Below are 19,224 nucleotides of genomic sequence, written 5' to 3'. Positions count from 1 at the left end.
ATTAACCGAGCGAACCCTCCATCTCCAGCTCGATGAGGCGGTTCAGTTCGACCGCGTACTCAATCGGCAGTTCTTCGGTGATCGGCTCGATGAACCCGGAGACGATCATCTGCTTTGCGTCGTCGTCGTCGAGACCACGGCTCTGGAGGTAGAAGACGTCCTCGTCGCCGATCTTCCCGACGGTCGCCTCGTGTGCCACGTCGACTTTCGACTCGTTGATCTCCATGTACGGCATGGTGTCGCTGGTGGAGTCGTTGTCGAACATCAGCGCGTCACACTCGACGTTGGTCTTCGAGTCCTCGGCGCCGTCGGCGATGTGAACGAGGCCGCGGTAGTTCGTGCGGCCGCCGTCTTTCGCGATGGACTTCGATTCGATGGTGGAGCTCGTGTCCGGGGCGTTGTGATAGACTTTCGCGCCGGTGTCGATGTCCTGGCCGTCGCCGGCGAACGCGATCGTGATGTGGTTGTCCGTCGCGCCGCGACCCTTGAGGATCGTCGACGGGTACAGCATCGTGGCCTTCGACCCCATGCTGCCGGAGACCCACTCCATCGTGCCGTTCCCCTCGACGACCGCGCGCTTGGTGTTGAGGTTGAACGTGTTCTTCGACCAGTTCTGCACGGTCGAATACTGCACGTGGGCGTCCTCGCCGACGAACACTTCGACGCCGCCGGAGTGGAGGTTGTGGCTGCCGTACTTGGGCGCCGAGCAGCCCTCAATGTAGTGGACTTCCGAGCCCTCCTCGGCGATGATGAGGGTGTGTTCGAACTGGCCCATGCCCTCGGAGTTCATGCGGAAGTACGCCTGCACGGGCATGTTCACGGTGACGTCCTCGGGCACGTAGACGAAGCTGCCGCCGGACCACACCGCGCCGTGCAGCGCCGCGAACTTGTTGTCGCTCGGCGGCACGCAGCTCGTCATGAAGTGCTCTTTGACCAGCTCGGGGTACTCCTGAACGGCCTCGTCCATGTTGCAGAAGACGACGCCCTTCTCCTCCCAGCGCTCCTGCATGTTCTGGTAGACGACCTCGGACTCGTACTGGGCGCCCACGCCGGAGAGCGCGTTGCGCTCCGCCTCGGGGATGCCCAGCTGTTCGAAGGTGTCCTGGATCTCGTCGGGGAGGTCCTCCCACTCGTCGGCGCCCGAGCGCTTGTCGACGTCCGGGCGGATGTACGGGACGATCTCCTCGATGTCGAGTTCGGTGAGGTCCGGCTGGCCGGGCCAGTCGGTCGGCATCGGCATCTTCGTGTACTGTTCGAGCGCGCGGAGGCGGCGGTCGAGCATCCAGTCGGGCTCGTCTTTGTCCTCGGAGATGACGCGGATCGTCTCCTCGGTCAGGCCCTTCTCGGATTCGAACGCGGAGTTCTCCTCCTTTTTGAACTCGAAGCGCGCCTCGGTGTCAGTGTCTTGTATGTCTTCGGAACTCATGTGGTGTGTGTGGTTGCGTTGCGTGTCTGGGCGGCGTTACGCGGTCTCGTAGACCTGATCGCGAACCCAGTCGTACCCCTCGTCTTCGAGCTTCTCGGCGAGCTCGGCGTCACCCTCCATGACGACTTCGCCGTCCAGCATGATGTGGACGCGGTCGGGCTCGACGTAATCGAGGATGCGCTGGTAGTGCGTGATCTGGAGGATGCCGGTGTCCTGCTCGTCGCGGAGCGCGTTGATGCCCGTCGAAACGTCCTGGAGACGGTCGATGTCGAGCCCGGAGTCGATCTCGTCGAGCACGGCGATCGAGGGCTCCAGGATGGCGGCCTGGAGGACTTCGTTTTGCTTTTTCTCGCCGCCGGAGAAGCCCGCGTTCAGGTAGCGGTTGGCGAACTTCTCGTCCATGTCCAGGGTCTCCATTTTCTCCGAGAGGATCTCCTGGAAGTCCGCGACGCCGATCTCGCCGTCGTCGGCCGGCCCCTCCATGGGGGAGGTCTCGTAGCCGGCGTCCTCGTCATCGTCGGCGGCGTCGTCGGCGTCCTCGTCGTCATCCTCGAAGAGGAGTTCCTCGCGCTCGTCGAGCTTCGCGTTGAGCGCTGTGCGAAGGAAGTTCACGAGGGTGACGCCCTCGATCTCTGCGGGATACTGGAACGCAAGGAAGATACCGAGCGCGGCGCGCTCGTTCGGCTCCAGGCCGAGCAGATCGAAGGTTCGGTCGTCGGCGGGGAGCTCTTCGGCACCGTCGAAGTCGTCGTCTTCGATGGTGAACAGGACTTCCCCGTCGGTGACGTCGTAGGCCGGGTGGCCGGCGATGATCTTTGCGGTGGTGGATTTCCCGGAGCCGTTGGGACCCATGAGGGCGTGGATCTCGCCGGACGGGATTTCGAGGTCGACACCGTCGAGAATTTTCTCCCCACCGTCCTCTGCGACTTCGGCGTGTACGTCTTTGAGCTCAAGCGTAGCCATTGATTAGGTCATCCTAAACGAAGTGGGTCAGCATCATAATAGTTGCGGAGTTCACCGTAACTGCTTTTGCTAACATAAAATAGAGTTTTTGATTTACTAAAAACGGCGTCGTGTGGCGAGCTGACCGCAGCGTCGTCTACAGCGTGTCTCGGGAGCCGACACACGCGCCGGGATCGCCTGGCGAGCCCGCCCACATGGGGGGCGGTATCACTGCGGGAGCGGTGTGGGTTGGCGTACGCTGCTATGCGGCAGGAACCCTGGCGGGAGAAACTGTCAAGGCCCGCGCCCGGGATGAACGCATATGGAAACGGCTCCGCTCGACGGCGACGTCGCCGTCATCACTGGCGCATCGAGTGGCATCGGGGAAGCAACCGCACACGCGCTCGCCGAGAACGGCGCGACGGTCGTGCTCGCCGCGCGCAGCGAAGAGACGCTCACCGAGATCGCGGACACGATCACGGCAACGTACGACACTGCCGCCCACGCCGTGCCCACCGACGTCACCGACCGGGCGGCCGTCGACGCGCTCGTCGAGACGGCCGTCGAGGAGTACGGCAGCCTGGATCTCCTCGTCAACAACGCCGGGCTCGCGCGCGGCGACGACGTCGCGGCCCTCACCGACGACGAGTACCGTCAGATGATGGCCGTGAACTGCGACGGCATGTTCTACGCCACCCGGGCGGCGCTCCCGCACCTCACCGACGCCGACGGCACCATCGTTTTCCTGGGTAGTTTCGCGGGGCAGTACCCCCGCCCCAGCAACCCCGTCTACGCCGCGACCAAATGGTGGACGCGCGGGTTCGCCCACAGCGTCGAGGCGCGCTACGGCGACGACGGCCTTGGTGTCACCGTAGTCAACCCCACTGAGGTGCGAACCCGGTTCAACGAGGAGGACGGCACCGCCTTCGAGGAGGCCTACGACGAAGCCGAGGTGTCCCGGCCGACCGACATCGCCGACGCCATCGCGTTCGCGGCGACCCAGAGTGCGCCCACGGTGGCGAGCGAGATCGACATGTACCGCCAGGACAAGTTCTCGGAGTTCTAGCTGGGGCCCAGCGGGCTACGTGAACTGGCCCAGCCCGGTCTGCGTTTGGCCGGATTTCACCTCGTCCCAGGAGAGATCAAGCGCCTCGAGGATGCGCTCGATGGGGCCTTTGAGCGTCTTATCGAGCATCTTGTCGTAGTCGACGACGAACGTGTCCGGGATCTGGTCGGCGTACTCGTAACAGATCACGTCGGGATCCCGGCGGAACTCGCGGTAGCGGTCGCTCGTGCTCGTGTCGATGCCCTGTTCGTCTTCGACGTGACCCCAGAAGTCCGGATGCACTTTCGCGAGGTAGAGTCGCTTGGGCTTGGACCCGCGGTCGAAGTTCGTGCCCAACAGCAGGTTGGCGTACTTCGCGCCACGCACCTGGGCGGTGTCCGTCTCGTAGTTGTCCAGTCGTTTGCCGATGCCGCCCGGGATACCGATGTCGTCCAGATCCGCATCCCCCTCCTGGAACTCCTCGATGACGCCGTGGACGTACTCCTCGACGGCGTCCACGTCGCCCTCCCGCACCACGAGGTCGATGACCTCCTTCTGGACGCGCTTCGTGATCGGCGCGATGTCCGAGCGCTGGTACTCGAAGCCCGTGATGTCGACGTCGTCGACGTCCTTGCCCTCCTTCCAGACGATGTGGCCGGCGTAGCGCTTCTTCTTGCCGGCCTGGAAGAACCGCCGGTAGAGCTTCTCGAACTCGATCTGGAAGCGGTGGTCGTCGGCGTGCAGTTGCTCGCGAGCGAACTCGTCGTAGGCGGCGTTGATGTGGTCCTCGATGTCGAACGACTCCGCGATGGCCTCCGCTTTCGTCATGTCGTCGCCGAGTTCGAGCATGACGCTGTCGGTGTCGCCGTACGCGACCTCGTAGCCGAACTCCTCGGCGGCCTGCTCGGTGAAGTCGATGACCTCGCGGTTCGTGGAGGTGACGCCCGCGCTCATCGCGCGGTCGTAGAGCCGGAAGCGGTCCCAGCCGAACACGCCGTAGAGGCTGTTCATGATGACCTTCACGGCGGCCTGCTGGCGGTCGTAGCGCTCGTAGTCCTCGCTGTCCGGCTCGTGGTCGTCGCGGCGTGCTTTCTTCTCCTCGCGCTCGGTGAGGAGTTCATCGACCATCTCCCGGATGATGCCGTCGGGTTCCTTCCGGAAGTGGACGCCCGTCGGCGTCCGGTAGGTGTCGCCGTCGAACTCCTCGGGGTCGACTTTGGTCTCCGGGCTGGCGTTGATGGTCACCATCGACATCGGGTAGAGGCTCTTCAGGTCCAGCACGGAGACGTTCTCCCGAACGCCAGTGATGGGGTCGAAGACCGCGCCGCCCTCGAACTCCTCGGCGTCCTGTTGGCCTTTCGACGGCAACACGAAGTTCCCGAACGCCTTGTGCAGGACGTACATGTCCACCGCGTCCCCGGGGGTCGTGGCGTCCTCCAGTTTGCAGCCCACGAGCTTGCGGGCTTCGTCCCAGAACGCCACGATGGACTGCTTGCGGTCGATTTCCACGCAGAGCTCGACGTCCCGGAGGTTGTACTCCAGGAGGCGCTCGGGGTCGTCCTCCCAGAGGTCGCCGATATCCCCGGGGTAGCGCTCTTTGCCGACGCCCAGCTCCTGTTCGCCGACGGCGTCCAGCCGGTAGGAGTCCAGCTCCGAGTATTTCGTGCGCTGGTAGGCGTACAGCAGGTCGAAGACCACCCGTCCTTTCACGTTCGGGCCGCCCCAGCCGGACGTCCAGACTTCGCTGACGCGGGAGAGGCGGTCGGAGTCGAGGTCGTGGTCGGTTCGTGGGTCGAGTTCGTCCAGCCGGTCGATGAGGTAGGGGGCGTCGAAGTCGTCGAAGTTCCAGCCCGTGAGCACGTCGGGGTTGGTGTCCTCGATGTACGAGAGGAACGCGTCGTGCATGGCTTCCTCGGTGTCGAACACGCGCACGTCGATGTCGGCGTCGTCGGTCAGTGGGTCGTAGCCCGGGACCGCTGTGGGGGCGTCGACCGTCGCGTCCGGGGCGGCGTACAGCCACGCGACGTATTCGTCGCGGTAGGAGTCGTGGCTGGTCAGACAGACCACGGGCTCCTCCCCGTCCTCGGGGAAGCCGTTGCGGTCGTTGACTTCGATGTCGAAGGTGTTCACGCGAAGGGTCGCGGCGACCTCACAGGCCGCGATTTCGTCGTGGTGGACGTAGAGCGCGCCGTCGTCGGCGCGCCGGGCGGGCACCCTGACGCCGTCGGTGATGTCCTTGTCGATGAGCAGGCGGTTCGGGAACAGGATGTCGGCCTCGTAGTGGTCGAACGCGTCACGGATGTTCCCGACGTCGCGGGGCGTCCGGCCGAAGATCTTCGTCAGCGCTTCGCCCCGGATGGATTCGTAGCCGTCCTCGGTGCCGGTGATGACGTCGTCGGTGAGGTCGTCTTCGGAGAGCGTGGCCGTCGGTGCGTAGAAGTACGGTCGAAAGCCGTGCACGCGGACGTGTTCGGCCTCGTCGTCGGTCGTGCGGCCGAAGACGTGGAGGACGGGGCGCTCGCGGTCGCCCGAGCCCTCGATCGTGTAATCGACCTGTGTGACCATCAGTTCGACCTCGCCGGTGGCGTCGGGCAGCGCGTCCGCTTCCGCCGTCAGCACCTCGTTGACGACGGGGTCGGCGTCGCCGGCGACGACCGCGGCTTCTTCCTGGATCGCGTCCTCCCCGGGGTCGTCTGCCCCGTCGCTCTCGTGCATGAACTCGGAGAGCTCGGTGTTTCCCATTGGGTTGGGGTTCGTCCGTCCGGCCTAAAAGCTCGCCCTTCGGAGCGGCAGAATCCGACGGGGGGAAAACAGTTATCCCATGTGGTCCACTACCACGGACCGAGGTGACAGAGATGACAGACCACGCAGCGGGCGACCGGAATCACCGCAACGACGTCCCACAGCTGCCCGAGGGCAACGACCCACGCGACAGCGTCGAGGCCTACGATGCCGACGAGGGGGTCGTACTCTACGACGCGGAGAATCCGCTCGCGTGGCTCAAAGGCACACACGCGGTGTGCCTCGGCGACGCCCTGTAGAACCGATAACGCTTTGCTCGCACCACCCACAGTGTGTGGCGTGCTCGACGACGTTCCGTTCGCCGACGAGGAGTCCGAGGCCGAACAGGACCTCGCCCCCGACATCGAGATCCCGGACGGCTCGGCGGCCGATCCAACCCTCCAGCGGAAGTTCTGGTCGCTGGTGTTGGTGTTCAACGCGGCCGTGTTGGCGGGCAGCGTCGGGGCGATGATCGCGTGGTTCAACGGCAACTGGGGGACCGGCGGCCCGCTGCTGGCCGCCGCCGTGATCCTGTCCGTCTACGGCGGATACAAATACCGCGTCTACACACGGAAGGACTAACGCCGCCGCCCTCCTTCCGTGGTGTGTGCAGACGGTTCGAGACACCGATGGGCGGCGCTGGATACGCATCGCGGACCACGGCGAACAGAGCAGGGTACGGGACCCAACGACCGGCGAGGAGACCACGGTGCCCAGCGAGACACTCACACCGACGAGTGACGACGCCGTGTTCGAGGCGCTCGCGGACCGCGTTCCGGACGCCGGCCGCCGGGTCGCGAAGGCGTGTCACGCGGACTGGCAACTCGGACTGCTGGTGGCGCTGGCTGACGACGGCCCGCGCCCGGTTCGGAAACTACTGGCGGCGGCGGGCGTCTGCGAGAGCGATTTCCTCGGTGCGACCACCGAGCTCCGGGCGGCCGGCGTGCTCGCGGAGACGACGGTGGCCGGTCAGCGCGCCTACGAGCTCACGGCGGCCGGCCGCGAGGGGATCGGCGCGCTCCGTCACGCGGAGTGACCGCGCCGGCTGTGGTGGTAGCCGGTTGCGGCGAGCACGGAGACGGAGACGGCAGCCGTGCCGACGCCAAACGCCCACAGGAGTGGGGTTGACGCGGTTATCCCGACAGCACCGAGAACGATCGCAAGCACCGCCAGCACGCCGCCGAGCTGCAGCATCCGGTGCACCGGCGTGTGTCGGCCGTGCTCACCTGTCCGCGACTCGGTTTCGTTTGCAGAAGCGTCCGCCGGTTCTGGCATATGGACGCCCTGGGCCTGGATCCATTAGAGGGTTCGGGAACCCCTCTGATATCATATGTGTTCGGGGGTGGACACACGGGACCGGTTCGACGTGGCGTCTTTCGCGACCCGCACCACGTCGTCAGCGGCCGCCACCAGCTCGTCGTCGTGGCTCACGACCACGATCTGCTCGACGCCGAGCCGTCGCATCGACTCCACCAGTTCCACGAGCTGCGAGACGTGCCCGGAGTCGAGGAACACAGTCGGTTCGTCCAGGATCAGCGGCGGGAGGGGGGCGTCGCCGTCGATCCCCTCAGCCAGCAGCCGGTAGACGGCAGTGCGCAGGCTGAGGTTGAACAGCGCGCGCTCGCCCCCCGAGAGCTGCGCGGGCTCCAGGGGCTCGCCGTCCTTCTGGTAGACGGTGAGCTCGTACTCGCCGGACAGCTCGATGCGGGCGTAGGAGTCGTTCTGATAGACCAACTCGAAGGTCTCGTTCAAGAGGCGTTCGAGCTTCGAGACGTTCTGTTGGCGCAGCTCCGCCCGCAACTCCCCGTACATCGTCTCGAGCGCGGTCACCTCGTCGTGGACCGCCTGGAGGTCCTGGTGGCGTGACTGCACGCGCTCGTGCTCCTCGCGCAGCGACTCCAGCTCCGCGATGGCGTTCTCCGCAGCGCCGATCTTCGCCTGGAGGTCGTCGCGGTCCTCGCGCAGCGCCCGGAGTTTCGGTTCGACCTGTTCGAGGTAGTCCTCGGCGCGGTCCTTGTCGGCGCGCGCTGTCTCGATGCGGTCCGCATCGAACTCACTGTCCAGCGTGCGCTTGCGCTCGCGCAGCTCCGAGAGGCGGTCCCGGCGCTGCTCGTTCTGGGCGGCCAGTGCCGCGCGCTTCTCGGCCAGCCGCTGGGCGGCTTCGCGGGCGTCGGCGGCCGCTTCGAGGCGGTCGACGAGATCCGCAAGCGCGTCCAGTCGCTCCTTGAGGGCGGTCTGGTCGGCGTTCAGCGCCGCCAGCGTCTCGCGCTTCTCGTCGGCCGCATCACGCTTGGCCGCGGCGTCCGCACGGGCGTCCTCGGCCTCGGCGTCGAGGTCCGCGGCGCGGTCGCGCTTTTCGGCGGCCTGGTCGCGTTTCGCGTCCGCGATGTCGGCCTGCTCGTCGCGGCGCTCGACGGCGCGCTCGCGTTGTTGTTCGAGGTCGTCGACCCGGTCTTCGGCGGCCACCAGTGATTCGCCGCGGTCGACGCGCTGGGCCACCGCGTCGAGTTCGTCCTCGACGTCCGCCAACTCGGCGTCGAGCTCGGCGACGCGCTCGCGGTCGTCGGTGACACGCTCGACGTGGGGTGCCCCCTCGACCGGCTGTCCGCATTCGGGGCATTTCCCCTCGTCGAGCAGCGCCTCAGCCTCGGCGACGCGGTCGGCAGCGGACTGCCGGTCGGCGCGGAGCGTCGCCGCCCGCTCGCGCAGTTCGTCGCGTTCGGCCGTCGCGTCGTCGAGGAACGCCTCGGCGGCCCCGAACGCGACCGGCGCGTCGTCGAAAGCCGCCATCGCCGCCTCGATGTCGGCGTCCAACGCCTCGATGCGGGCGGCGGCGTCGTCGCGTTTCGCCGCTGCGTCGTCGGCCTCGGCGTCGAGGGCTGCGGCCTCTTCGCGCAGCGTCTCGGCGCGCTCGTCGAGGGTGGCGGCGTCGTCGGCGGCGCTGTCGGCCTGCTCGGTGAGCCGGGAGACAGCCGGTGCGACCTCGCGCACCCGTTCGGCGACCGCCTCCCGCTGGTCGGCAACGGCGTCGCGCTCCGCGCTGGCGTCTTCGGCGTCCGGATCGTCGAGCCCGAGATCGGCCGCGAGCGCCGCTGCCTCGTCGTCGAGATCGCTGGCGCGCTCGCGGTGGTCGCTGACGCGGTCGGCGAGCGTCTCCCGTTCGCGTTCGGCCTCGGCGACGGCCTCGCGGACGTCGGCGATCGTCTCCTCGACGTCCGCGAGCGCCGTGCGTGACTCCCCGTAGCGCTCCAGGACGTCCGCGGCGTCGTCGCGGGTCTGCCTGGCCTGCTCGCGTTCGGTCTCGAAATGCTCGATGTCGGCGGTGACCTCGGCGAGCGCGGTGTTGTGGCTCGCCAGCCGGTCGTGGGGGTCGGCGGCCTCCTTGTCGGCGATCTGGTCGGCGAGCCTGTCGAGTTGCCCCTCGACGTTGCTCTTGACGTCCTCGACGCCGAGGCGGGCGTCGCCGGCGCGCTGGCGGTACTCCTCGAGTTTCCCCAACTGGAGGAGCGCGTCGATCATGTCCTGGCGCGTGCTCGGGGCGGCGTTGATGAGCTTGTTCACCTCGCCCTGGCGGACGTACGCGCAGTTCACGAACGCCTCGGCGTCCATGCGCAACAGCCCCGAGATGTGGGCTTCGACGTCGGTGACGCCGTCGATCCGGTCGGTCGGAGTCTCCAGCACACAGGCGGCGGTCTGGGCGCGCCCGCCGGACGCACGGATCCGGCGGTGGACGTGGTAATCGCCGCCGGCGTGCTCGAAGTGGAGGTCGATCTCGGCCGTCTCCGCGCCGATCGTCACGGCGCCAGCGAGGGTCGTGTCGAGGGCGGTGGTGCCGTACAGCGCGAAAAAGCAGGCGTCGAGCAGGCTGGACTTGCCGCTGCCGTTCAGCCCGTGGATGACGGTCACGCCGGGGTCCAGGGAGACGGCGGCGTCCGCGTAGCATTTGAAGTTCGACAGGGAGAGGCGCGTGAACCTCATTGGAACTCCTCCACGGTGGTGGGCCGGCCGTCGTCGTCCGCCGCGTCGGCGTCGTCGTCCAGCACAGCCTCTGCGCGCTGTATCACGCGCTCCCGGACGGCTGCGTCGGCCAGCGTGTCGTCACGCACGATCCGGTCGACATCGCGAGCCGGCTCGTCCAGCCCCAGATCGCGGACGCGCTGCTCGACGGCGTCGTCGGGGTCGGCGAACGACACGTCCACGTCGGGGGCGTCGTCGCCGGTGTCGAACTCCCGGCGGTCGTTGACGCGCGTGAGGAGTGCGCCACGATCGTCGCCGAAGCGCTCGATCTCGGCGGGCGTGACCGTGTCGCCGTCGCCCGTGATCGTGACGACCACGACGGCGTCGTCGAGGGCGCGCTCGCGCAGCCGCTCCTGGATGAACGCCGTGCCGTCCGCGGGGCCGAGGTCGGCGTCCACGAACACGAACTCGCGGGTGTTGAGCGACTTCCGGGAGATGGCAACGTCGGTGGTGGCGTCGCTGCTGAACGAGACGATGTTGTAGCCCCGGGGGTCGCGTTCGCTGGCGCTGGCGCGCTCCGTGGAGCCACAGTACGTCACCCACGTGTCCCCGAGTTGCGCGGTGTCCGGGGTGTGGTTGTCGCCCAGCAGGACGGCGTCGAACTCCACCGTGGCGTCGGCCAGCACCGCGTCCAGGTCCCAGTTGGCGTACGGGAACGGCGTGAACAGACCGTGGGAGACGAGCGCGGCGTGGTCGGCGTCGTGGTCGGCGACGGTGTAGTCGTGGTCGTCGCGCTTGGACTGGGGGACGTAGTCGAGGCCGTAGAAGGCGGTATCCGCGACCACGCGTGGCGAGTCGTCGAGGCGCTCGGCGAGGCCGAGCGTCTCGAAGAGATCCAGCCACTGGGCGTCGCGGGTGCCTTCGTGGTTTCCGACGACAGCGAGAAACGGGATGCCGGCGTCCTGGAGCGGGCGCAGCAGGGCGATCGTGTCCAGGATGTCGCGGAGCCCGGGCTGGCGGTCGTGGTAGAGGTCGCCGGCGTGCACCACGGCGTCGACGCCCTCGTCGATGGCGTCCGTAATGACGGCGTCGAAGGCGTCGAGGAAGTCCTGTCGCCGCTGGGGGGCGTGGTACTGTTGGTATCCGAGGTGGGTGTCCCCCGTGTGGATGACGCGAGCCATACACCTGGCGTGGGGTGGCGGGGCGGAGAAAGCTTCGGTGCGTGTGTGGCGGCGGTGTCAGGTCAAGGTGTAGAGGCGTTTGCGGGCGTCGGTGAACGAGAACCGCGAGGAGACGATGTCGTGGTCTTCGAGGCGCGTGAGCGCGTATCTGACGGTGCGGTCCGGGAGCAGTGTCTTCTCGGCGAGCTCCCGCTGTGAGAGGGTGTCGTTGTATTCGAGGACCTTGGCGACGAGCTTCGCGCTCGGCGGGAGGGATTCGAGTGCGTCCGCCGTCTCGGTGGCGCTCATACTCACCAGTATCGAATGCGCTGTATTAATTCTTTTGCTATATTTGATGCGCTACGGTAATTCAACGACGGGGTGGCTGCGTCGGTCACGGGGGATGGATTCACCTCCAACGACCGGCTGTGACTGTCTCGCGCGTGCGGTTTCGAACCCCCACACAGGTTGGGTCACCCGAAGCCTCTTATGAACTAACACCCTACTCAGTGGTGATGACCGATACCGTCGAGGACGTGGAGCTCCCCTACGACGACAGCGCCTCACAACAGGACAAACTGGAGGCGCTAGAGGAGCAACTCTCTACCCTCGAAGAGGAGAACGAGGAGATGCGAGACCGGCTGCTTGATGCCAACGCAGAGAACAACAAATACCAGCAGAAGCTCGAACGCCTCTCACACGAGAACAAGAAGCTCAAGCAGTCGCCGCTGTTCATCGCGACTGTCCAGGAGCTCACCGACGAGGGGGCCGTGATCAAACAGCACGGCAACAACCAGGAAGCGCTCACTGAGGTCACGGACGAGCTGCGTGCCACCCTCGAACCGGGCTCGCGGGTCGCGGTCAACAACTCGCTGTCCGTCGTCCGCCAACTGGACGACGAGGCAGACGTGCGGGCTCGTGTCATGGAAGTCGATGACTCCCCCGACGTGGGCTACGAGGACATCGGCGGCCTCGACGACCAGCTCCGGGAAGTCCGGGAGACAGTCGAGCTTCCGATGAAAGACCCCGGCCTGTTCGAGACCGTGGGCATCAACCCGCCGAGCGGCGTGTTGTTGCACGGGCCGCCCGGCACGGGCAAGACGCTGATGGCGAAGGCCGTCGCCAGCCAGACGGACGCCAGCTTCATCAAGATGGCCGGCAGCGAGCTCGTGCACAAGTTCATCGGCGAGGGCGCGAAGCTCGTGCGCGATCTCTTCCAGGTCGCCCGCGACCACGAGCCCGCCGTCGTGTTCATCGACGAGATCGACGCCATCGCCTCGAAGCGCACGGACTCGAAGACCAGCGGGGACGCCGAAGTCCAGCGCACGATGATGCAGTTGCTCTCGGAGATGGACGGCTTCGACGAGCGCGGCGACATCCGCATCATCGCCGCCACCAACCGCTTCGACATGCTCGACCGCGCGATCCTGCGGCCCGGCCGCTTCGACCGCCTCATCGAGGTCCCCCACCCGAACGTGGGCGGCCGCGAGAAGATCTTCCGCATCCACACGCGGGCGATGAACGTCGCCGACAGCGTCGACTTCGGCGAGCTCGCCGCCGACACCGGGGACCTCTCCGGTGCGGACGTGAAAGCGATCTGTACGGAAGCCGGGATGTTCGCCATCCGCGACGACCGCACGGAGGTCCGGATGCAGGACTTCCAGTCGGCGCGCGAGAAACTCGATCAGGACTCCGAGCCCGCCGCCGCCACGGACGTCTCCCGGACGTTCGCGTAGTCGGCCGGCGATTCGGGGGCCGTTTTTCAGCGATCCTGGCGCGTTACAGCGCTGTGAACGCCAGGTACGGCACGCCGAACAGCACCGCCGTCAGCACCACCAGAACAAGCGCGTAGCTGACAGCCGTCCCGAGCGCTGTCCGCCACGCGTCGTGATCGAACGCATCGAGCGCGTCGCTCATACCGACACGTCGCGGTGCCACGTCCTAAGCGTTGTCATCACCGCGCCGGTCAGTCGAGGATGTCACCGATCCGGCGCGGCTCCCCGGACAGCGTCGGGTTCGGTTCGACGAGCTTGAGCAGGTCGTGGTCGGTGACGTCGTGGTAGTCGGACTGCGTGGCGTCCTCGATGAGGGGTTTCTCCAGGCGGAACTCGGTGCCCTCGTACACCACGTCGACGCCGTCGTCTGCAACCGAGAGGGAGGTCATGACTGATGGTACGTGTGCAGAGACTAAACCCCGTCGTCTGACGGTCGTCCGACGGTCTCGCGGGGTTTATGCCGATGCGACGACTGGACTGCGGTGTGCTCGGCCCGACCCCGATCGACCAGTTACACATCCCGGACGGCACCACGGTCAAGGAGCACGACGTGGTCGCCGACAGTGACGTGCTGATCGGGGCGCAGTCGCAGCTCCGGCTCGGGGTGCGGGGCCACAACGTCGTTGCAGGCGAACGGGTGTCCGTCGACGGCGACATCGAGGCGGCGGGCGACTGCCGGCTGGACATGTGGTGTGAGGTCACCGGCAACGTGCTCGTTGAAGGCGACGCCTACGTGGGTGAACGCACCCACATCACGGAGCGGCTGGTCGTCGGTGGCGACCTCGACATCGGCGACGACGTCGACATCGAGGAGGGGTTCGAGGCGTCGGGCTGGATCGTCATCCGGAACCCGATGCCCACCCTCACGTTCTTCGTCATGTACCTCACGCACCTCCTCCGGCTCGGCGAGGCGGAGGACGCCCAGGAACTCGTCGAGGAGTTGGCGGCCGACGGCGACCGCGGCCCCCTCACGATCCCGCAGTCGGCCAGCGTCTCCGACGACGCCTGGCGCGTCTCCACGCCGGCGACCATCGGCGACGACTGCCGGCTGCACGGCAACATCCGGGCGACCGAGATCGACGTCGGGCGCGGGAACAACGTCTTCGGGAGCCTGCGCGCCCAGAACGACGTGACGGTTGGCGCGGGCACGAAGATCCACGGCGACGTGACCACCCGGAACGGGAGCGTCCACGTCCAGGGGGACGCGGTCGTCCTCGGCGACGTCTCCGGCCACGACGTCACCATCGACGAGGCCGCGGACGTCGACGGCGTCATCCGCGCCCGCGGCGAGATGCGGGTTGGGAGTGTTGCCGACCGGGACGCCGAGTGACGCGCCCGGACCATCAGGTTTCTTGATTGGTCCGCGACCATCCAGCAGTGATGCCCTCCCCCGACGATGACGGTGCGGCGGACCAGTCGTTGAACGGTGACCACGGGCCGCCGCGGCTGGGCGTCCGCCTGCTCCCCTCGGCGGTGCTCGCGTGGCTCGGCGTACTCGCGTTGCTCACCGGAGTTCACGGCGTCTGGTGGATGCTCGGCGAGCCGACCCCCGCGTACGCCGGGTACGGCGTTCCGAGTCTGCTGTGGGACAGCGCGCTCGTGTTCGTCGGCGTCTACTTCCTCACAGTGGCCGTCGGGAGCGCTGCCGCCCGGCTGGATTAGGGCTGTGACTTCTCGGCCGCCTCGTCGTAGGGGTCTTCGACCTCGCCGGTGATCGCTTCCAGCACGTCCGTAATCGTGACCATGCCAACGACGGCGCCCGTGTCGGGGTCGGTGACGAACGCGAGTTCCTGACGTTCGGCCTGGAAGCGGTCGATGGCCGCACTGACAGCGATGTCGGCGGCGAAGACCAGCGGCGGGTGCGCGACGTCTTCGAGGGCGAGCGTGCCGTCCCGGAGGTCGTCGAGGTCCCGGAAGACCTCGGGGAGGTAGACGACACCCCGGAAGTCATCCATCGATTCGCCGACCAGCGGGTACCGGACGTGGGGGCTGTCGGCCATCCGGTCGAGGTTCGTCTCCAGGTCGTCGGTCGTGGAGACGGCGACGACCTCGTCGACCGGAACGGCTTCATCGCCGACGGGGATGCGGTCGATGTCGAGCGCGCCGATGACTTCCTCACGGCGCTCGTCGGGAATCTCCGTTCCACTGAGCAGGTCGCCCATCTGGCTCCGGAGGTCGGAGCGGCCGTCGATGGGGTCCTCGGCGCCTTCTTCGGTCCACGAGCGCGTCATCTCGACGCCCACGAGAGAGAGAATCGCCTTGGCGATGCGGTCACCGGCGCGAATGATGGGCGACATGGTCCGCGTCCACCAGTAGTGGAGTGGGGCACAGTAGTGCGCGACCGTCTTCGCGCGCTCGACGCCGAGGTAAGTGGGTGCCTGCTCGGCGAGCACGAGGTGGGCGACGTTCATGACGGCGAGGGCCACCAGCACGGAGAGCGTCGCGATGGACCCCGCGCCGAGGCCCACGAACTCGAAAACGGGTGTGAACAACACTGCGAGCGCGGGCTCGGCGACGACGCCCAGCCCGACCGAGCAGACGGTGATGCCGAGCTGGCAGCCTGTCAGGTAGATTTCGAGGCGGTCGGTCATCTCCCACGCCCGGCGGAGCCCTGCCGTCTCCTGGAACGCCGACTCGTCGAACTGTCGGACGCGAGTGAGCGCGAACTCGGTCGCGACGAAGAAGCCGTTGCCGGCGAGGAGGGCGATGCCGCCGAAGATGCGTAGCGCGGTCACCGGCGTGATTTCGCCAGTAGACATATCGGCAGCATGACGAACGCCGTGCAAAGACGTGTCGGATTCGGTACAGTGGACGGACGGCGGGACCCCAACCGAAAAACGCTTTCCGACGCTGGAGCAACGGTGATGGTATGCTCTCTATCGCGCTTGCCGGGAAGCCGAACGCCGGCAAGTCGACGTTCTACACGGCGGCGACGCGGTCGGAGGTGGACGTGGCGAACTACCCGTTCACCACCATCGACGCGAACCGGGGCGTGACCCACGTGCGGACGGCGTGTCCGTGCCTGACCCGCGAGGAGCGCTGCGGCCACGAACACTGCCACGACGGGAAGCGCTACGTGCCGGTGGAGCTGCTGGACGTGGCGGGGTTGGTGCCGGGCGCCCACGAGGGCCGCGGGCTCGGCAACCAGTTCCTCGACGAGCTGTCGAACGCCGACGTCATCGTGAACGTCGTCGACGCCTCGGGCGCGACGAACGAGGAGGGCGAGCCGGTCGAGATCGGGGACCACGACCCAGTCGAGGACATCGACTTCGTCGAAGAGGAGATGGATCTGTGGCTCGCGGGCATCGTCGAGGACAACTGGGAGAGCGTCGAGCGGGCGTCCCGGTCGCCGGGGTTCGACATCGAGACGGCCATCACGGAGATGATGACCGGCTTCGGCGCGAGCGAGTACCAGGTCGCGGCGGTCCTTCGGGAGTTCGACTATCCCGATGACCCCATCCAGTGGAGCGGCGAGGACCGCGAGGCGCTGGCCCGCGGTGTCCGCGAGCGCACGAAGCCCATCGTCGTCGTCGCGAACAAAGTCGACGTGGCACCCGAAGAGAACGTCCAACGGCTGCTCGACCTCGACAAGCCCGTGATTCCCGCGACGGCGCAGGGCGAACTCGCGGTGCGGCGCGGTGCCGACGCGGGCTTCCTGGACTACGACCCCGGCGACGAGGACTTCGACATCACGGGCGACGTGGGCGACGACCAGCGGGAAGCCCTCGAAGCCCTCCGGGAGACGATGCAGGAGTACGGCGGCACGGGCATGCAGCGTGCGCTCGATTACGCTGTCTACGACCTGCTGGAGATGGTGACAGCGTTCCCCGTCCAGGACCAGTCGAAGTGGACCGACGCCACGGGCACCGTCCTCCCCGACGCCGTCCTGCTTGACGCGGGGTCGACGCCCGTTGACTTGGCGTACGCCGTACACTCGGACATCGGCGACGGCTACCTGCACGCCGTCAACGCGAAGACCAACCGGGAGATCGGCGAGGACGACGAGCTCGGCGAGGGTGACGTGGTGAAGATCGTCTCCACGGCGAACTAAGCCGTGTCCGGGTGGCGCGCGATGAGCACGCCGCGATCGCCGGTCACGGTGAGAGTGCCGTCGGCGAAGCGCGCCCGGAACGCCCGTTCGAGCGCGGGTCCGGCTTCCGGGTCGAAGCCCGGCAGCGAGAGCACGTACGCGACCAGCGGCTCGGGGGCGTCGACCACGAGGGGGGCGTCGAGACGACGCCGCTCGACGGCGGCGAAGCGGTCGCGGAGCTGCGCCGCGCCGTTCTGAAGCGTGAACGGGCGCTCATCCGGCACGTCGCCGTGGTCGCGGGCGACAGCCCAGAGTTCGGTGAGCGCGTCGTCGCCGCTGGTCGCGGCGTGCAGTTCACCCGTCGGGGTCAGTACGCGGGCGATCTCGGCGAGCGCCTGCCGGCGGTCGGCGTCGCCGAGGTGCGCGAGCACGTGGTGGGCGGTGACGGCGTCGAACGTGTCCGCGGGATACGGGATGTCGCGGGCGTCCACGACGTCGAAGGTGAACTCGTGTGGGGCGTCCGCGAGCGCGTCCATCGCGTCAGCCGTCACGCCCTGGAACGCGTCGGTGACGGTGACGTCCCAGCCGTCGGGGACGCGGTCGGCGTTCGCGCCCCAGAACGCGCCGTGGCCGGCACCGAGCGAGAGCACCGCGGCGTCGGGGCCGAGATCGAGGTGGTCGAACAGCCACTCGTAGTGGGATCGCTCGCCGGTACCGAAGCGGGCGTCGAGCGCGCGTCGGGCGGCGAGCAGTCCGCCGTCGGCGTACTGCGCGGCGACCACGTCGTCGGCCTGCCAGTCGGTCATGGTGGTGGCGAGGAAGCGCGGTGCCTTCAGGCCGGCGGTGTAGGGGGGCGGCGGCGTGAGCGGGTTACTGGACGGCAGCCGTCGCCGCGCGCATCACGTCGATGGCGTCCCGCAGCGTCGCCATGTCCGTGGCGTACGAGATGCGGGCGGTGCCCGCGCCGTGGTCGCCGAACGCCGACCCGGGGACGACGACGACGCCGCGGTCGACGACCTCGTCGATCCAGCCGTCGGGCACCGTCGGCATCGCGTAGAACGCGCCCCCGGGAGTCGGGACGTCGAGACCCATGGCTTCGAGGCCGTCCAGCAGGACGTCCCGGCGCGCCTCGAAGGCCGCCACCATCTCGTCGACGACGCCTTGGGGGCCCGAGAGCGCGGCTTCGGCGGCGTACTGGGCGGGCGCGCTGGCACACGCCTGGACGTACTGGTGGACGCGAAGCATGCGCTCGGCGCGGCGCTCGCTGGCGGCGACCCAGCCCAGCCGCCAGCCGGTCATCGAGTACGTCTTCGAGCAGGCGTTCACCACGACGACGTTGTCGGTGTCGGCGAACTCCATCGGGGAGCGGTGTTCGCCCTCGAAGACGATGTGTTCGTAGACCTCGTCGCTGATGCAGAGCACGTCGTGTTCGTCGGCGATGCGCGCGAACGCGCGCATGTCGGCGGGCGACTGCACGGCACCGGTGGGGTTTGCCGGCGAGTTCACGACGAACGCGGCCGTGTCGTCGGTGATGTGGTCCTCGACGGTCTCGGGGGCCAGCGTGAGGTCGTCGCGCAGCGGCAATCCCACGGGGTTGCCGCCGGCCATGCGTGTGAGCGCGTCGTAGGAGACGAACCCGGGGTCTGGGAACAGCACCTCCTCCCCGGGGTCGACGTGGGCTTCCATGGCGAGGTGCAGCGCCTCGCTGCCGCCGGCCGTCGCGATGACGCCCGCCGGCGCGACGTCGACGCCCTGGTCGCGGGCGTGCTTCTCGACGATGGCGTCGACCAGCGCCGCCGTTCCGCGGTTGGAGGTGTAGCCGTCGGCCGCGCCGGATTCGATGGCGTCGACCGCGGCCTGCCGGGCGTGGTCGGGCGTGGGGAAGTCGGGCTGGCCGAGGCCGAGGTTGATGGCGTCCTCGCCGGCCGCCTCGAACACCGCCCGGATGCCGCTGATCGAGACCTGGGCCACGCGGTCGGAGAACTCCGTCATACCACAGACGGGGGCGCGGTCCCTGATAACTGTTGGCGACCGACCGCCCGGGCGGTGCAAGCACTGCCCGGGAATGTCGAAAATAATAGCGGAGAATAGCGCCCCCAACAAAACAG

The 19,224-nt window shown here is 67.7% G+C and carries 20 protein-coding genes; 8 read left to right on the top strand and 12 right to left on the bottom strand.

From position 1 onward, the window contains the following. Window position 1: 1 nt before the first annotated feature. Window positions 2–1,426: a Fe-S cluster assembly protein SufB gene (sufB, locus tag JRZ79_RS15180; protein ID WP_010902348.1), complete on the bottom strand. Its 1,425-nt coding sequence runs from the start codon at window positions 1,424–1,426 to the stop codon at window positions 2–4. Window positions 1,427–1,462: 36 nt separating this feature from the next. Then, window positions 1,463–2,389, bottom strand: a complete 927-nt coding sequence (locus JRZ79_RS15175) for an ABC transporter ATP-binding protein (RefSeq protein ID WP_010902347.1) — start codon at window positions 2,387–2,389, stop codon at window positions 1,463–1,465. 301 nt (window positions 2,390–2,690) lie between these two features. Here JRZ79_RS15175 and JRZ79_RS15170 point away from each other — a divergent pair, with 301 nt between their 5' ends. Beyond that, complete coding sequence (locus tag JRZ79_RS15170) at window positions 2,691–3,434, top strand: SDR family oxidoreductase (protein ID WP_205251536.1); 744 nt, start codon at window positions 2,691–2,693, stop codon at window positions 3,432–3,434. Between the two features lie 15 nt (window positions 3,435–3,449). Here JRZ79_RS15170 and JRZ79_RS15165 read toward each other — a convergent pair whose 3' ends face one another. Further along, a complete protein-coding gene (locus tag JRZ79_RS15165; protein ID WP_205251535.1) occupies window positions 3,450–6,155 on the bottom strand; it encodes a DNA-directed DNA polymerase in 2,706 nt (901 codons plus the stop codon). Between the two features lie 113 nt (window positions 6,156–6,268). On the opposite strand from JRZ79_RS15165, the gene JRZ79_RS15160 reads away from it, so the two are divergent. Genes JRZ79_RS15160 through JRZ79_RS15150 form a run of 3 tightly spaced genes read left to right on the top strand, consistent with a single transcriptional unit; the run spans window position 6,269 to window position 7,230 of the window. Next, window positions 6,269–6,454 carry a hypothetical protein gene (locus tag JRZ79_RS15160; protein ID WP_010902344.1) on the top strand — a complete coding sequence of 62 codons (186 nt, stop codon included), beginning with the start codon at window positions 6,269–6,271 and terminating at the stop codon, window positions 6,452–6,454. Between the two features lie 40 nt (window positions 6,455–6,494). Next, the gene (locus JRZ79_RS15155) at window positions 6,495–6,776 is read left to right on the top strand and encodes a hypothetical protein (protein ID WP_136361093.1); all 282 of its coding nucleotides are present in this window, start codon (window positions 6,495–6,497) and stop codon (window positions 6,774–6,776) included. Window positions 6,777–6,801: 25 nt separating this feature from the next. Next, the gene (locus JRZ79_RS15150; RefSeq protein WP_012289168.1) at window positions 6,802–7,230 is read left to right on the top strand and encodes a hypothetical protein; all 429 of its coding nucleotides are present in this window, start codon (window positions 6,802–6,804) and stop codon (window positions 7,228–7,230) included. Here JRZ79_RS15150 and JRZ79_RS15145 read toward each other — a convergent pair. The 4 genes from JRZ79_RS15145 to JRZ79_RS15130 are packed head-to-tail and all read right to left on the bottom strand — an operon-like array spanning window position 7,218 to window position 11,620. Continuing rightward, window positions 7,218–7,469: a hypothetical protein gene (locus tag JRZ79_RS15145; RefSeq protein ID WP_010902342.1), complete on the bottom strand. Its 252-nt coding sequence runs from the start codon at window positions 7,467–7,469 to the stop codon at window positions 7,218–7,220. The two genes, JRZ79_RS15150 and JRZ79_RS15145, sit on opposite strands and share 13 nt — an antisense overlap. A gap of 51 nt (window positions 7,470–7,520) precedes the next feature. Next, window positions 7,521–10,172 (bottom strand): DNA double-strand break repair ATPase Rad50, encoded by a 2,652-nt coding sequence (gene rad50 / locus JRZ79_RS15140; RefSeq protein ID WP_205252475.1) that lies wholly within the window; start codon window positions 10,170–10,172, stop codon window positions 7,521–7,523. Continuing rightward, complete coding sequence (mre11, locus tag JRZ79_RS15135) at window positions 10,169–11,332, bottom strand: DNA double-strand break repair protein Mre11 (RefSeq protein WP_205252474.1); 1,164 nt, start codon at window positions 11,330–11,332, stop codon at window positions 10,169–10,171. The genes rad50 and mre11 overlap by 4 nt, the downstream gene beginning before the upstream one ends. Before the next feature lie 57 nt (window positions 11,333–11,389). Continuing rightward, a complete protein-coding gene (locus JRZ79_RS15130) occupies window positions 11,390–11,620 on the bottom strand; it encodes a winged helix-turn-helix transcriptional regulator (RefSeq protein WP_010902339.1) in 231 nt (76 codons plus the stop codon). Between the two features lie 206 nt (window positions 11,621–11,826). Here JRZ79_RS15130 and JRZ79_RS15125 point away from each other — a divergent pair, with 206 nt between their 5' ends. Further along, on the top strand, window positions 11,827–13,047 hold the full coding sequence (locus JRZ79_RS15125; protein ID WP_012289167.1) for a proteasome-activating nucleotidase: 1,221 nt from the start codon (window positions 11,827–11,829) through the stop codon (window positions 13,045–13,047). Window positions 13,048–13,090: 43 nt separating this feature from the next. Here JRZ79_RS15125 and JRZ79_RS15120 read toward each other — a convergent pair whose 3' ends face one another. Then, complete coding sequence (locus JRZ79_RS15120) at window positions 13,091–13,228, bottom strand: hypothetical protein (protein ID WP_205252473.1); 138 nt, start codon at window positions 13,226–13,228, stop codon at window positions 13,091–13,093. A 49-nt stretch (window positions 13,229–13,277) separates the two neighbouring features. Continuing rightward, on the bottom strand, window positions 13,278–13,475 hold the full coding sequence (locus JRZ79_RS15115; protein WP_010902336.1) for a DUF5800 family protein: 198 nt from the start codon (window positions 13,473–13,475) through the stop codon (window positions 13,278–13,280). Window positions 13,476–13,543: 68 nt separating this feature from the next. Between JRZ79_RS15115 and JRZ79_RS15110 the strand changes: the two genes are divergently transcribed. Together JRZ79_RS15110 and JRZ79_RS15105 are read left to right on the top strand one after the other, a co-directional pair. Then, window positions 13,544–14,416: a polymer-forming cytoskeletal protein gene (locus tag JRZ79_RS15110; RefSeq protein WP_205252472.1), complete on the top strand. Its 873-nt coding sequence runs from the start codon at window positions 13,544–13,546 to the stop codon at window positions 14,414–14,416. 50 nt (window positions 14,417–14,466) lie between these two features. Continuing rightward, on the top strand, window positions 14,467–14,748 hold the full coding sequence (locus JRZ79_RS15105) for a hypothetical protein (RefSeq protein WP_205252471.1): 282 nt from the start codon (window positions 14,467–14,469) through the stop codon (window positions 14,746–14,748). Here the strand turns inward: JRZ79_RS15105 and JRZ79_RS15100 are convergent. Further along, on the bottom strand, window positions 14,745–15,845 hold the full coding sequence (locus JRZ79_RS15100) for a hemolysin family protein (RefSeq protein WP_205252470.1): 1,101 nt from the start codon (window positions 15,843–15,845) through the stop codon (window positions 14,745–14,747). The genes JRZ79_RS15105 and JRZ79_RS15100 overlap by 4 nt on opposite strands. A 110-nt stretch (window positions 15,846–15,955) precedes the next feature. Here JRZ79_RS15100 and JRZ79_RS15095 point away from each other — a divergent pair, with 110 nt between their 5' ends. After that, the gene (locus tag JRZ79_RS15095; protein ID WP_010902332.1) at window positions 15,956–17,137 is read left to right on the top strand and encodes a redox-regulated ATPase YchF; all 1,182 of its coding nucleotides are present in this window, start codon (window positions 15,956–15,958) and stop codon (window positions 17,135–17,137) included. On the opposite strand, the gene JRZ79_RS15090 is transcribed toward JRZ79_RS15095, so the two are convergent. Both JRZ79_RS15090 and JRZ79_RS15085 read right to left on the bottom strand, forming a co-directional pair. Then, window positions 17,134–17,922, bottom strand: a complete 789-nt coding sequence (locus tag JRZ79_RS15090; protein ID WP_205251526.1) for a class I SAM-dependent methyltransferase — start codon at window positions 17,920–17,922, stop codon at window positions 17,134–17,136. The two genes, JRZ79_RS15095 and JRZ79_RS15090, sit on opposite strands and share 4 nt — an antisense overlap. A gap of 64 nt (window positions 17,923–17,986) precedes the next feature. Next, window positions 17,987–19,108 (bottom strand): aminotransferase class I/II-fold pyridoxal phosphate-dependent enzyme, encoded by a 1,122-nt coding sequence (locus tag JRZ79_RS15085; RefSeq protein ID WP_205252469.1) that lies wholly within the window; start codon window positions 19,106–19,108, stop codon window positions 17,987–17,989. Window positions 19,109–19,224: the final 116 nt, after the last annotated feature.

It is taken from the genome of Halobacterium sp. BOL4-2 (assembly GCF_016917835.2).
Classification (GTDB): Archaea; Halobacteriota; Halobacteria; order Halobacteriales; family Halobacteriaceae; genus Halobacterium; species Halobacterium salinarum.
This window is presented reverse-complemented; position numbering and strand designations above follow the sequence as displayed.